Here is a 14622-nt window from a genome sequence, read left to right as displayed (position 1 = left end):
AATGTTCTTCACTGGATTGCTCCCTCAGCACCATTGCCATCGGCGCCCTCTGTTGACGCGGCCGGGTTCTCGCGAGCGCTTTCCGGCTCGGCGTCGGGTGGAAGCAAGTAGCTGGTTACCGACTGGTCTTTGACAAGATAGCGCGTCGCCACATCCTTGATTTGGTCGACGGTGACACCCTTGATGACCTCCGGCCATTTCTGGATATCGTCGACCGTCTGTCCTACAGACAGCGACGAGCCATAAATCCGGGACATACCTGTCTGGCTGTCGCGTGCAAAGATAACCGCTTTCAGGAAACGATTGCGAGCTTGATCGAGCTCAGTCTGGCTGACGCCATCCTTGATGATCCGCGCAACTTCGGTATCAACAGCCTTTTCAACATCGCCAAGCGTAGCGCCATTGCGTGGTGCACCATAAACGGAAAACGTACCGTCATCGAGCGCATCGCCGCCATAGCTCGCGCCCGTATTGGCAGCAATACCCTGCTTGACGATCAATTCCTGATAAAGGCGCGAACGTAACGAACCGCCAAGAATTTCGCTTAAAAGATCAAGAGCGGGGGCATCCCCCGGTTTCACATTCGGAAACCGCTTTTCATTCGCATAGGATGGTACGAGCCAAGACACTCGGAAAGAAGGCGTGCTGACACGCTCATCATGCAGCGTCACGACGCGCGCGGCGTGCTTCGCGGGTTCCTGCGGACGCTCACGCGGCAGAACTTCGGCTCGTTTCGGCACGTTTGCCCATGTCTTCAAAGTCAGATCACGCACGCGTTCTGGCGAAACGTCTCCGGCTATAACAAGCGTCGCATTATTCGGTGTATAATATTGCTGATAAAAGTCGATGGCGTTCTTGAGGCTTAGCTTTTCCATTTCCTGCTGCCAGCCAATGACAGGCTTGCGATAAGGATGGTTATAGAAAAGGACAGCGTCGGCGTTTTCCATCAGCATCGACGCGGGATTGGAATCGACCCGCATGCGGCGCTCTTCCAGAATGACGTCCCGCTCGGTTTTGACGGCTTCTTCGTTGAGCACCAGATTTTCCATCCGGTCCGACTCGAACTGCATCACCATTTCCAGCGCTTCGGGAGATACACGCTGGAAATAGGCCGTATAATCATAAGACGTGAAGGCGTTTTCCTGCCCGCCGATGGAGGCAACTTTCGCCGAAAACTCACCAGCTGGATGGTTCTTCGTCCCCTTGAACATCAGATGTTCGAGGAAATGCGCAATACCCGAAACGCCGGGTGCCTCATCGGCCGATCCCACATGGTACCAGATCATCTGGGTCACGACCGGAGCGCGATGATCGGGGATAACGACCACTTCCAAACCATTTGGCAATGTGAAGTGACTGACTCCATCCGACTGGATAATTTCTGGAAGCGCCGCTTGTTCAGTAGCTGGTGGCGACGGAGGCGCTGGTTGCGTTTCAGTAGTAGCGGCAGGTTGGCTTTCTGCCCGGACAACACCGTTTGCCATTGGTAAAGCCAGCACGAAACCCAAGGCGGTAGACAGCAGCAAGCGCCGGAGTGAGGGGGTTTTCACCAAGCGACATCTCCAATCGGTTTCATCTTCGCTCGGTTGTTCCGGGCGACTTGTTATATTTTATGCGAACGGAATCGTCCGCTAATTCAACCGGCGGCTTTCAACTGGATCAGCCGAATAATCGTGCCCCCGTAGTTGCGCTCTTCCAGCACGACGAATCGTTCATCGAGTTCGAGCGCCGCCTCAGCATCTTCTTCAAGCACCAAAAGTGCGTCAGGATTAAGCCAGCCGCCCTGAAGCGCTGATAAAAAAGCCTTTTCACCCATTCGACGTCCATAGGGAGGATCCGCAAAAACCAGGTCAAACGGCTCCATCGTGCCGACAATACCTAGCTGGCAAGCGTCGCGCCGCAAAATTTTGGTATGCCCCTGAAGACTGAAAGCTTCGATATTCTGGCGCAACAATCCCCGTCCTTCTACGGATTCTTCCACGAAGGTCGCATAGCGCGCGCCGCGCGACAAAGCCTCCAAACCGAGCGCGCCAGTTCCCGCGAACAGGTCGAGGACGCGCGCGCCCTCCACCTTGTCGAGGAAATTATGCGCGAGAATATTGAACAGGCTCTCGCGAGTGCGGTCAGTGGTGGGACGAATGGCGTTGGTCGAAGGTGTTACGAGCACTCGCCCACGGAACTTACCGCCGACGATCCGCACCGCCGCCTCCAGTTCTGCCACCGCCTGACTTGCCGCCTCCCGGCTTTCCACCAGGTTTACCACCCGGCTTGCTTCCCGGTCCCCGACGCGGGCCATCGTTCGGGCGATCATCAAAACGACGAGTCTTGTTGCCCGGTCCGCTGCTGCGCGGACCTGAACGCGTATCACGGTCGGAAGCACCAAAACGGCCTTCTCCACGCGGCCCGCCCGGCTTACCCGTCTTACGACCCTCAAAGCCACCTTTACCGTGCTCTGCAGAGCGCCCTTCCGTATCGCGCAATTCCGCACGTTCGCGCTTGCCGGGACGACGTTCCTTGCGTCCATCCTCACGCGGCTCGCGGCGCTCCGGACGTCCTTCTTCCGAACGATTTCTTTCCGGGCGCGGACGTTGTGGACGGGAATCCTTGTCAAAACGGCCTTCCGGTCGTTTGTTGTAGCGGCGTTCGCCGCCGTCTTCGCGGCCGCGACCCTGCTCCTCTTCCCCAGCCCGGCGCGGCCGCATTTGCAGGTCGCCACTGAACTTTGCCGAGCGATGCGGAACCTGGTGCTCTACACGAGGAGGCTTTGCAGCCGCCTTTTCGCCCTTGGGTCGCGCACCGGGAGCCATCCAGACATTGGCGTTTCCACGACGGCGTGGCTCGACCTTCTCTGTCTTGTCTTCCCGTCCGCGACGACGTTCGGGGCGACTGGAAATCCATTCACGCTCACGCGGTGCCCGGCGGGTTTCGCCTTCCTGCTCCGGCTGAGTTTCTTCCATCTCACGGCGAGTGCGGCCCTGCACGGCGGTGTTGGAAAACTCATTGAGAACAGGGGCATCAAAATCTGCGCCCGATTCCTCGATCAGCTTGTCACCCAACTGATCCCGCAGAATACGCCCCTTGATTTCGCGAACGGCGCCTTCTTCAAGATCACTAAGCTGGAACGGGCCGAACGAAACACGGATAAGCCGCCCGACCGTAAGGCCCAGCGCACCGAGAATGTTCTTCACTTCGCGGTTCTTGCCTTCACGCAACCCGATGGAAATCCAGACGTTCGCACCCTGTACGCGTTCAAGTTCGGCTTCAATGCTGCCGTAGAACACGCCATCGACCGCTATGCCGTTCTTCAGTTCATCCAGTTGCGGCTGGGTGACCTTGCCATGAGCCCGCACACGATAGCGGCGCAACCATCCGGTGGACGGCAGCTCCAGAACGCGTGACAACCCGCCATCATTGGTCAGAAGAAGAAGCCCTTCGGTATTGATATCAAGCCGACCGACCGACAGCACACGCGGCATTTCTGCTGGCAACGCCTCAAAAACCGTTGGACGGCCTTCAGGATCGCGATTTGTCGTCACCAAACCTGCTGGCTTATGGTACAGCCAGAGACGGGTACGCTCGGTTTGCTTCAACGGCTTGCCGTCGACCGTGATAATGTCAGTACGCTTGACATTGACAGCCGGGCTTTCCAGCACCTTGCCGTTCACAGCAATACGGCCAGCCGCAATCATCGTCTCAGCTTCACGACGCGAAGCTATGCCTGCGCGCGCCAGACGCTTGGCAATACGCTCACTCGTCTCCTCCTGCGCTTCAGTGCCGCGCGATCCGAATTTTCGTGGCTTGTCACGTCCACCGTCGTCGCGGCGCGGACGGCTATCCCGGTCTGTCCGGCCGGGACGATCGGAGCGCCCTCCTCGGCCATAGGGACGCTTGCCGTCCTTGTTATCGTCATCTGTAGTCATCTGGTATTGGCCTTTCAGCAGCGCTGCCGTGTCACCTTACACCTTTAATGACAGGCAAGGGACAGCCGGAAACAGGAACGCCGTATAAATCCGTTCGCAAATCGGTTTCGATTTCGAGAAATATGCAGTAACAAATCGTTCCATGGCTTGCGAGCGAAATTTCCGAAAGAGTGCATGAAATGGAACCCGCGTGAAAAAGAGTGCCGAAGTCCTGAACCAGAATATGGCGATTCCCATGGAGATCGCACTGGAAGAGGCACGAGCTGCAGGCGCACGCGGAGAAGTTCCGATTGGCGCAGTCATCGTGCATCAGGGTACAGTCATCGCGCGGGCAGGCAACCGCACACGTGAGCTCAACGACGTAACCGCTCATGCTGAAGTACTTGCAATTCGCGACGCGGGCGAAGCTCTGAAATCCGAACGTCTAATCGACTGCGATCTTTATGTGACACTGGAACCATGCGCGATGTGCGCAGCCGCCATCTCTTTTGCCCGTATCCGTCGTCTATATTATGGCGCCTCCGATCCGAAAGGAGGGGGCGTGGAGCAAGGGCCACGCTTTTTTACGCAGCCCACCTGCCATCATACACCCGAGATCTACGCGGGCCTCTCCGAGAGAGACGCGCAGGAAATCCTGCGGGACTTCTTCCGCGATAAGCGCTAATTCAAGACCTTGCGTCCAGTCATATAGCGCAGCGTATCATCCCGTAGTGCGAAATGATGAAAAAGTGCCATCAAGACATGCCCAAAGACCGCCGCAAGCAACACCCACCCCAACAAACCATGCAGTACATTACCGGGAGCGGTTAGTGCGGCATTCTGCACGCCTGTTTGCTCGAAAATCCGAACACCAAGAAACGAGAAACCTCGCCCACTGCCATATGTACGCAACAGCGCCAAGGCTGGAACTGCGAACATCAGTCCATAGATAACGAGATGTCCCAGCGTCGCCAGCTTGCCAACATGACCTGATTTATGCGGACGACGACCGAAATTCAGTACTCCCCATGTTCCGCGCAATAGCACCAATACCAGAAGCACAAAACCGAGCTGGTGATGAGCCGACCAGAAGATATTATAGATCGTTGTATCTTTAGCGACAACACGCAGGATTGCGGACATAAACTGCCAAAGAAACAAAACAGCCATCAGCCAGTGAAGAGCTCTGCTGATCAGACCATACCGCGACGGCGTATCCCAGATAGTGTTCATCTTGTTCATCAAATCATACCTTATATCCCAAGTTGGCAAGATACGATCTGCTTGAAGGAAATCTTTGATTGAAATCAAATATACGTCAGAACCAGCAACATTAAAAATATTTAATGATTTCAAAAAAGAATAGCCGAAGCAATGAAACGAACCCGAAATAAAGTAAGCCTCAGTAAATTTTATTTACTGAGGCTTACCATCAACCATTTTATTTAAAGAAGAGTTAGTTCCAAGGAAGATAATCGCGCCAGCCCTTTGACTTGCCAGCGGCCTTCTTGCGCTCACGCTCCTTCTGAGCCTCGTCCGTACCCAACTCACCGACAGCTGCGGTAGACGCTGGCTCACGATAGGTAAGCGGCGGCTCGCTCAAATAACGGCGCGTCGTCGAGGAACCTTGAGTCTGCTGCTCCCGTGCGGCCTTGTAGGCAGCAACCTTCGCTGGGTCGAACGTCGGTGTACGGGATTCATAATCTTCGCGACGGCTATTACCGCGTGGCAAGGCTGCCTGAATATTAGACGCCACCGGACCATCCTGAACAACCGGTGACACGAAATTCGGATCATCACGGTTCGCAGTGATTTCGTCACGCAGACGTTTGCGGCGCTGTTCCGGTGATTCTGGCCAGTTCGGATCGTTGGAGCTGGCGACGCTTTGCTGAGGAGCAGGCAGCTGGCCCTTGTCACCAGGAGCCGGACGAACCAGATCGGGACGCGGCTTGTAATCAATCCGCTCTTTCTTGTTCTTACCTTGTCCGAAGCTCGCCATATTCGACACGTCGTCAAAGAGCTGTGCTCCTGCGGTCTTGTCGGTTCCATAGGTTGGCGAAGAAACGCAGCCGGATAGCGAAACGCCCGCTATCGCTGTCATAAGCACCAGAACTCGTCCTTCAATCTTCATTAGCGCCACTTCTTTTACGCTTGCCGATCTTATCTTCACCAAAATTTGCTCAAGCAAGCCTTGACTGAAGAAACCGGCAACTCCAAGGCAGATCTTGAAATTATCCGAGGAATGCCTTGTACATGAGTGCACCCCATGCGGCAATCCGATGTTAACTGGTATTTCACCATGTCCGAAGAGAGGAATGCAACCCGTTTCCTTCTGAAAATGCCCCCGCCATGTGAAACGCCGAGGGCAAATCCTTCAGAAGACCATTAAGCCTCAAGCTTGCCAAGTGACTTTAGTTCCTTGAGAGCGGCAGCGTCTCGCGCCGAGACTTCGGGAAACTCGGGGTCGGAACCAACATCTGTCGTATAACGCCACGAACGCGCGCACTTTTCACCATCAGCGCGTGCAGGCACAACAGCTACACCTTTCACATCACCAAGCGTGAAAGCGTCTTCCGGTGCAGCCGCGTCACTCAACGATATACCGCTGGTGATGCAGATTTCTGCAAAATCAAGACCTTCGAGCGAATCGGTCAGACTCTTGTCGGAAATGTAGACGAGCGGAGCGGCTTCGAGCGACGATCCGATACGCTTGTCCGCACGCTCCAGTTCCAGAGCGCCAGTAACGACACGGCGCACCGCACGAACCTTGCGCCACTTTTCGGCCAGCACATCATCCCGCCATTCGGCAGGCGTTGGCCGGAACTGCTCGGCATGAACCGAAACCGATTGCGGATAGCGGTCGAGCCACGCTTCTTCCATCGTGAATGGCAGCATTGGCGCCAGCCAGGTCGTCAGACGGTCGAAGATTTCACGCACAGTCTGAAGCGCAGCCTTGCGACGAACGCTCGACGGCGCATCGCAGTAAAGCGCGTCCTTGCGGATATCGAAATAGAAGGCTGAAAGCTCGACATTCATGAAATCGATGAGCGTGCGGGCAATGCGCTTGAAGTCGAAAGCATCATATCCAGAGCGAACAACTTCATCCAGTTCCGTCAGCCGATGCAGCATCAGGCGTTCAAGTTCCGGCAAATCAGCGTAGGGAACATTTTCGCCTTCATCATGGGCAAGCGTCCCCAACATCCAGCGGATCGTGTTACGCAGCTTGCGATAAGCATCAATGTTAGTCTGGATGATGCTCTTGCCGAGACGCTGATCCTCCCAATAATCGGTCGTCATGACCCAGAGACGCAGGATATCCGCGCCGGATTCCTTGATCACGTCCTGCGGCGTTACCGTATTGCCGAGCGACTTCGACATTTTCTTGCCGTGCTCGTCCATGGTGAAACCATGGGTCACGACGGCATTATATGGCGCGCGACCGCGCGTTCCGCAGCTTTCGAGAAGCGACGAATGGAACCAACCGCGATGCTGGTCCGAGCCTTCGAGATAGACATCTGCCGGCCACTTCATGTCCGGGCGGTCTTCCAGCGTGAAGGTGTGAGTCGAACCGGAATCGAACCACACGTCCAGAATGTCGCGCACCTGCACCCAAGGCTCATTGGCGCGACTTCCGAGGAACCGCTCGCGAGCACCTTCAGCAAACCAGGCATCGGCACCCTCTGCCTCAAAAGCATCAAGAATGCGCTTGTTGACGGCATCATCCTGAAGAATGCTGCCTTCTTCATCCACGAAAACACAGATCGGCACACCCCAAGCTCGCTGGCGCGACAGAACCCAGTCCGGACGGCCCTCGATCATCGAGCGCAGGCGGGTTTGACCAGCCGCCGGGACAAAACGAGTGTCATCAATCGCCTTCAACGCGCGCGAACGCAACGTCGTGCCGTCACCGAGGTTTTTGTCCATATAGACAAACCACTGCGGCGTGTTGCGGAAGATGACCTGTTTCTTGGAGCGCCACGAATGCGGATAAGAATGCTTCAGACGACCACGTGCGAAAAGCTTGTCGCGTGCGATCAACTGATCCATGACAGACTTGTTGGCGTCACCCTTCTTGCCGTTATCGTCGATAACCCGCGCGGGGCCGCCGTCACGGTCCGGACCAAAGCCCGGTGCATCCTTGGTGTAAAAGCCATCATCCCCGACTGGGAACGGAATACTTGGATCGATACCGCGCGCTTCCAGCTCGCGGGCGTAGTTCATCCATGCCTCAAAGTCTTCGCGACCGTGACTTGGAGCTGTATGCACAAAACCCGTACCCGCATCATCGGTAACATGATCGCCGTCGAGCATCGGCACGATGAATTCATAACCATCGCCAAAGCCCTTGAGTGGGTGATCGAGAACGATTTTACCTAGTTCATCAGCCGAGATACCACGCAAACGCTTGAACTGAAGCTTCGCCTTGGCAAAGCATTCTTCCGCAAGCTTGTCGGCGAAGATAAGCTTTTCGCCTGGACGCGGACCGAAATCGTTCTCGGCTTCCGTGACTTCATAAAGCCCGTACTCGATACGCGAAGAATACGACACGGCACGATTGCCGGGGATGGTCCACGGCGTGGTCGTCCAGATCACCACGGCGCTGCCGGAGAGATCGTTTTGTCCAGCGACCGGGAACTTGACCCAGATCATATCCGACTCGACATCGTGATATTCGACTTCGGCTTCGGCAAGCGCCGTGCGCTCGACGACCGACCACATCACCGGCTTGGAGCCGCGATAAAGCTGCCCTGAGGCCGCGAACTTGAGAAGTTCACCAGCGATACGCGATTCAGCGTGAAAGTTCATCGTGGTGTACGGATTTTCAAAATCGCCAAGAATCGCAAGGCGTTTGAATTCTTCCGTCTGAACCTTGATCCAGCTGGAAGCAAATTCACGACATTCCCGGCGGAATTCATTGATCGGAACTTCGTCCTTGTTCTTGCCCTCAGCGCGATACTTTTCTTCGATCTTCCACTCAATCGGCAGGCCGTGGCAATCCCAACCCGGAACGTAATTCGAATTGTATCCGCGCATCTGGAAGGAACGTGTGATGACGTCCTTGAGGATCTTGTTCAGCGCGTGGCCAATATGGATATTGCCGTTGGCATAGGGCGGACCGTCGTGCAGTACGTAAAGTGGGCGATCTTTCGCCTGCTCACGAAGCTTTTTATAAAGGTTCATGCCCTCCCAGCGCTCAACGAAAAGCGGCTCACGCTGCGGCAAGCCAGCGCGCATCGGGAAGCCGGTCTGCGGCAGATAAAGGGTTTTGGAATAATCGATTTTGGTCGTCTCAGTCATGAGGGTATTCGCCTGTGAAGCCCCAGCCAGAAGTGGCGGGCATGTGGATCAAAGAAAACATGGGACTGTAGAGCACAGCCGGTCACTCCCGGACCTCCGCGCCAGATATTGCCTAGCAAAGCAGCCATTCAGGCAAAGCGGGAGGCCGGGCCAATAATTCGTATGGCCGTCATGATAAGCCGAAAATTCGTCATCATGGGCACGCTTTTAGCAATGAGCTTCGCAGGAATAAAGAGGCCAGAGGGGCAAAGACGCAATAAAACTGCATCCCTGCCCCTGAAAATGTTCACATTGATACCGCTGAGGTCAGTCCAGCGAGAAATCGAAACGATAGGTCGCAGAAACCCCGACCATGAACTGGTCCGGGGATCCACGTTCTTTCACGATGCTTGAATCCTTTGCCGGACCTTGCAGACGACTATATTCACCAAACAGGCTCGTATCGATCTTGTCGGTTGCCTTCCAGGTAATTGCGCCACCAACACCAGCTGACTTGAAGCCACCGCCTGGACTATATTCGGAAAGTCCCGACGCAACTGCTTCCTCGGCATCGACGCCGAAATATGTCTTGAAATAATCCTTTGATGCGAAGGTAGCACGCGGACCACCTGAAACGCGAACGGTCGGCGTGACATCATAGAATGCATCTGCAGCAATATCAGCCACCACGCCCTTATGTGCACGGATACCTTGACGCACTTCACCACGCACACGCAGCCAGTCGGTTGGATAAACGTCAACGAATGCACCTGCTTCACCGCCGAATTTTGTATCTTTCAGACCATGAATATCGTCATCTCGTTCGAACAGCAGCTTCCCGGCGAGCCCCACACGGAAGCGATCATTGTCAATCAAAGCGAAGGATACGTTGTCGTTTCGTGACGAAAAGCGTGTCGCCTGCCCCTGTCGGCCAAGCGAGATCAACGGCTGAGCAGAAAAGCGATATTTGTTCGAGCCTTCGAACTTCGGAGCTACGAGCCCTGCCGCACCTACCTTGAGATACCAATCGCCGGACCAGAAATGCTTGCGAGCAGGCTGAACCGTTTCAGCCGCGTAAATATCAGTTTGCTGCGCATCGGCCGAGAAAGCAAGCGAGCTACTCGTTAGGAATGCGGCACCTGCAATGAGCGCCAGAGGAACAATACGTGCCACATTAAACTCCAACAAAAAGCACCCCAACAAGTTTTGAGGCATTTATCCCTTTTTGTCGAGAATAAGTAAAATTTGATTTAAATCTTAAGTGGAAAACGAAACCAAGAGTTCGCCTCACTCAAAAGAAAGCAACCGATCCAATTCCGAAAGTGGTTTCGCACTTGCAAGCAGGGCTCGCGCTTCCGCATCGTCGTGCCTCATCTGCTCGATAAGCGGATCAAGGCCGTCAAACTTGATCTCGCCACGTAGAAACCCGAAGAAAGATACACAAGCGGTCTCACCATAGAGATCCCCCGAAAAATCAAACAGGAAGGTTTCAAGAAGGGGTATACCGTCACTATCGACAGTCGGGCGACGACCGAAACTTGCAACCCCGTCGTAAAGATCGCCATTCTCGCGCCTGAACCTGACAGCATAGATTCCGTGCTTCAGGCCTGCCTGCGCGTCGATTTTCATGTTGGCAGTCGGAAATCCAAGTGTTCGCCCTAGCTTCTTGCCATGAATGACTTCACCACACACCATATAGCGATAACCAAGAAGTCCTGCTGCTTGGACGACGTCACCTTCGCAAAGCAGATTTCTTATGCGGGTGGATGAGACAAGATTGGCACCTTCATCGGTGAAGGCATCAACCAGAGTAACTGTGAAACCAGCATCTTCACCGGCCTTTTGAAGAAACTCCGGTGTCCCGCGCCGTCCCTTGCCGAAATGAAAATCGTACCCCGTGACCACACAGCTTGCGTGCAATCGGTCAACCAGAATGTGCTCAACGAAATCTTCAGCCGAGCGGGATGAGAACTCATCGGTAAAGGGCTGTTCAACGACAGCATCAAATCCCATCAGACGCAGTATTTCTGCCTTCTTCACCGCCGCAGTCAAACGATCGATTGGCGCGTCGGGCTTGAAAAAGCTGCGTGGGTGCGGCTCGAAAGTCAGGACCACCGCTGGCAGGTCGTGCTTTCCGGCGATCTCCAGCGCGCGTTCGAGCACCGCCTGATGGCCGCGGTGGACACCATCGAAATTACCGATTGCCACCACACAATTCTGTAAGCGTTCCGGTAAGGAATCCGCTCCAGAAAGGCGCTGAAAGCTGGATTTGGTCATCTTGATCTGGACTTCGCTTGATAGTAGCGGGATTGCTGAGGTTCAAACAAGAGCGTTAAGCGTAGCGACCGGGCGGTTGCCGTGCTTCTGGAGAAACGCTTCCATTCGGCTAATGTCAACCGTACCGCCGGTTGTATAGTCCGCTGCGTGAACTCCGCCGGAGATGTAAAGCACGTCCAGACCGAAGTCCGCGGCGCCCTTCACGTCTGTCAGAACCCCGTCACCGATACCGAGAATTCGACTTTTCTCGACCTTTTCGCCTCGAATCTCTTCGGCAAACCGCAATGCTGCCTCGTAAATCGGGCGATGCGGCTTTCCAGCAATAAGTGTGCGCCCACCGAGCTGGCCATATTCGCGCGCAAGGGCACCCGCGCACCAGATCAGTCGCGTGCCGCGCTCAACCATAATATCCGGATTGGCGCAGATGAACGGAAGATTGCGGGAGCGCAACCGGGCCAGCAATTCCTTGTAATCGTCCGGCGTTTCGCTTTCATCATCATAAAGCCCGGTGCAGACGACGCCTGAAGCTTCAAATTCTTCGACCAGTTCAACATCTAGACCGTCATAGATGGTCAGCTCGCGTTCACAGCCGATATGAAATACCTTGCGCGGACCTTCCGCGATCAGATCGCGGGTTACGTCACCCGAAGTAACTACGCGATCATAAGTATCGGCGGGAACGCCAAGACCTAGCATCTGCTTCTCCACATCTGGATGAGGTCTTGGAGAATTCGTCACGAGAATGACCGTAACACCTTTGGCCCGCGCGCGCTTTAGCGCCTCGATTGCAGCCGGATAAGCCGACACGCCGTTATGCACCACGCCCCATACATCGCAGAAGAGCACATCGTACTGGTCGGTCAGATCGTCGAGGCGTTCGAGCTGCTTCATGGTTTCCTCTTGATAATCCATCTGTAAGGCGAGAGCCGCTATAGGGGGTATATGGAAGTCCGCCAAAAAGGCAGTCAGCGCTCCATCTAACGCAGGCAACCACTTCTGTCACGGCCTTTGGTCCGGATATCCAACCCGCAGAGCGCGTCCAATTATCCCATAGTGTGTTTCATCGATCATTTACCGTGCTTCGTGACTGACTGTTAGAAAGATGCTGATAGGAGCGGATACAACTTTTCATTTCATGTGTCGCAGACACAACCGTCGGCGGGGGCCAAATTGAAAAACTGGATCACTCAAGCCCTCAGGCTTCGTCAACATTTGCTTCAATCACCGAGCGCGTTCTTTATCAGGGACGAGCGCGGTAACTTTGCAATGATAACGGCGTTAGTGCTGGTACCTCTGCTTCTGGCAGGCATGGTTGCGGTTGACACAGCCAATCTCATGCGCGTGCGCAACAATGTGCAGGCCTCGCTTGATGCTGCGGCACTTGCTGTAGGCAAGAGGTTTTCCACTGGTGAAAATCAGACCGTCGTGCAGGTCTACGGCGCCAAAGTTTTTACCGCTAACCTCACCGTTCTAAGTGCAGATGCAGTCAATTTCCAGATCGCCTTCCCCCAAAATAGAACAACTGATCAACAGATACTCGCTACTGCTGGGTTTACCTACAAATCTCTGTTTGGCGTAGTAGCCTCCCGCCTCATAGGAGATAACTGGGATCAATACCGGTATACGCTCAACGCTTCCGTCAGACTTAAGAACACAATTGAAGTTGCACTGGTCCTCGACAACTCCGGTTCAATGGATGAAACAAGAAGTGGGTCAACAAAAAAACGCATCGATCTTCTAAAGGAAGCCGCCTCGCAGCTTGTCGAGACGATGGCCTCGCAATCTGCACTCATAACGCACGTCGAACGACCCGTGCAGTTTTCATTAGTTCCTTTTGCGGGCTCTGTGAATGTCGGCCCACAATACTTGAACGCAACCTGGATGGACCCGGAAGGCAAGTCTTCCGTGAATCTTGAAAACTTTACACTACCAATCACGATCGACAATATGCGCAAAATAGAAGAAAGACCGGCAGGCAGCGGGCGATACTACAAATCTGGTACAGGTTGGGGAACACGCAATAACAAGCCTTTTTCGCGCGCGGAACTCTATGCCGACCTTTCACAGCGGTCAAAGGAGACCTGGCTACCCTGGCAGGGGTGTGTCGAGTCTCGTCCAGGCACTTATGCCCTGGATGTGACGCCTCCTTCTGACAACAATCCAAACACGTTATTTGTACCCATGTTCGGCCCGGCTGAATATTACAACACCGACAGCAAAGGAAACGTCACCTCGACAGTTTTGAACAGTTGGTGGCAAGATGATATATCTCTGTCTTATTCGTCTCGACAAAGCGACCTCAAAAAATACTACTTGCGTGATTCCCTTGATAAGATTTACCGAGGTGGAAGATCGAAAGACGGCGGCCCGAACTATAGTTGTACATCATTACCTCTCACGCCCTTGACAGACGTCTCGACGGAACAAGGGATGAAAACGATCCAAACCGCAATCAAGGCGATGGTGCCAGCTGGCGGCACAAACGTTCCCGAAGCGATGGCCTGGGGATGGCGGACTATCGTCCAAGGCGCACCGTTTACAGAAGCCCGCGCTGCGACTGAACGGGGCAACGATAAGGTTGTAATTGTACTCACCGATGGCGCCAACACTTACTATAAATATGACGGACTCGCGGGTTCTGGGCCGGATCGCGCTGGAAACTTGTCGTATTATTCGGCACATGGCTATACCGCTCGTATAACCAAAAACTACACGCAGTCCCGCTTGTTTCAGGAAAGCGGCGTTTCGGTTTCACAAAACAACAATACGTACACCAAGGCTATGAACGCCCGCTTTGCAAAGCTCTGCGACAATGCCAAGTCTGCAAACATCATCGTCATGACAGTCGCGTTGGACCTCAGTGCGACGGACAGTGCAGAGAAAGCACAAATAGATTTGCTGAGATCGTGCTCTTCAAACTCACGCGTGCGCATGGAAAGCGGTAAACCAGTTAAGCTTTTCTGGAACTCGACAGGTGGCGAACTGAGCGAAACCTTCCGGCAGATCGGCGACGAATTGTCAAACTTGCGTCTCGTCGATTGATATTGCCAACGACATCACCATATGCCGGGTTGGCCGGAGCCACCTCTTTGCCGTTCCGCATTAAGGATGGTGCAAATTAACCATCATTTGTCTGTCAAATTTCTCAGGCAATCTTGACAAGATAAGG

At 54.4% G+C, this 14622-nt stretch carries 11 protein-coding genes; 2 read left to right on the top strand and 9 right to left on the bottom strand.

Features of this window, described 5'->3' with window-relative positions:
* Nucleotides 1–8 precede the first annotated feature (8 nt).
* The 3 genes from HWX93_RS07865 to HWX93_RS07855 all read right to left on the bottom strand — a co-directional run bounded on the left by HWX93_RS07865 (nt 9) and on the right by HWX93_RS07855 (nt 3920).
* Complete coding sequence (locus tag HWX93_RS07865; protein WP_176037127.1) at nt 9–1550, bottom strand: M16 family metallopeptidase; 1542 nt, start codon at nt 1548–1550, stop codon at nt 9–11.
* 86 nt (nt 1551–1636) lie between these two features.
* A complete protein-coding gene (gene rsmD / locus HWX93_RS07860; protein WP_109986938.1) occupies nt 1637–2200 on the bottom strand; it encodes a 16S rRNA (guanine(966)-N(2))-methyltransferase RsmD in 564 nt (187 codons plus the stop codon).
* The gene (locus tag HWX93_RS07855) at nt 2181–3920 is read right to left on the bottom strand and encodes a pseudouridine synthase (RefSeq protein WP_176037046.1); all 1740 of its coding nucleotides are present in this window, start codon (nt 3918–3920) and stop codon (nt 2181–2183) included. The genes rsmD and HWX93_RS07855 overlap by 20 nt, the downstream gene beginning before the upstream one ends.
* 235 nt (nt 3921–4155) lie before the next feature.
* Between HWX93_RS07855 and HWX93_RS07850 the strand changes: the two genes are divergently transcribed.
* Complete coding sequence (locus HWX93_RS07850) at nt 4156–4584, top strand: nucleoside deaminase (protein WP_276313505.1); 429 nt, start codon at nt 4156–4158, stop codon at nt 4582–4584.
* Here HWX93_RS07850 and HWX93_RS07845 read toward each other — a convergent pair.
* The 6 genes from HWX93_RS07845 to HWX93_RS07820 all read right to left on the bottom strand — a co-directional run bounded on the left by HWX93_RS07845 (nt 4581) and on the right by HWX93_RS07820 (nt 12344).
* On the bottom strand, nt 4581–5141 hold the full coding sequence (locus HWX93_RS07845) for a cytochrome b (RefSeq protein ID WP_109986835.1): 561 nt from the start codon (nt 5139–5141) through the stop codon (nt 4581–4583). The two genes, HWX93_RS07850 and HWX93_RS07845, sit on opposite strands and share 4 nt — an antisense overlap.
* Nucleotides 5142–5355: 214 nt before the next feature.
* Nucleotides 5356–6030, bottom strand: a complete 675-nt coding sequence (locus tag HWX93_RS07840; protein WP_109986834.1) for a hypothetical protein — start codon at nt 6028–6030, stop codon at nt 5356–5358.
* Nucleotides 6031–6284: 254 nt separating this feature from the next.
* Nucleotides 6285–9197 (bottom strand): isoleucine--tRNA ligase, encoded by a 2913-nt coding sequence (gene ileS, locus HWX93_RS07835; RefSeq protein WP_176037045.1) that lies wholly within the window; start codon nt 9195–9197, stop codon nt 6285–6287.
* A 306-nt stretch (nt 9198–9503) separates the two neighbouring features.
* Nucleotides 9504–10391 carry a MipA/OmpV family protein gene (locus HWX93_RS07830; RefSeq protein WP_176037044.1) on the bottom strand — a complete coding sequence of 296 codons (888 nt, stop codon included), beginning with the start codon at nt 10389–10391 and terminating at the stop codon, nt 9504–9506.
* A 72-nt stretch (nt 10392–10463) separates the two neighbouring features.
* Complete coding sequence (locus HWX93_RS07825) at nt 10464–11453, bottom strand: bifunctional riboflavin kinase/FAD synthetase (protein WP_176037043.1); 990 nt, start codon at nt 11451–11453, stop codon at nt 10464–10466.
* 42 nt (nt 11454–11495) lie between these two features.
* A complete protein-coding gene (locus HWX93_RS07820) occupies nt 11496–12344 on the bottom strand; it encodes a TIGR01459 family HAD-type hydrolase (protein WP_176037042.1) in 849 nt (282 codons plus the stop codon).
* A 279-nt stretch (nt 12345–12623) separates the two neighbouring features.
* On the opposite strand from HWX93_RS07820, the gene HWX93_RS07815 reads away from it, so the two are divergent.
* The gene (locus HWX93_RS07815; protein ID WP_235969080.1) at nt 12624–14495 is read left to right on the top strand and encodes a pilus assembly protein; all 1872 of its coding nucleotides are present in this window, start codon (nt 12624–12626) and stop codon (nt 14493–14495) included.
* Nucleotides 14496–14622: the final 127 nt, after the last annotated feature.

This window comes from Brucella tritici (assembly GCF_902825325.1).
Taxonomy (GTDB): domain Bacteria; phylum Pseudomonadota; class Alphaproteobacteria; order Rhizobiales; family Rhizobiaceae; genus Brucella.
The sequence above is the reverse complement of the archived record's forward strand: the minus strand, read 5'-3'. Positions and strand labels throughout refer to the sequence as shown.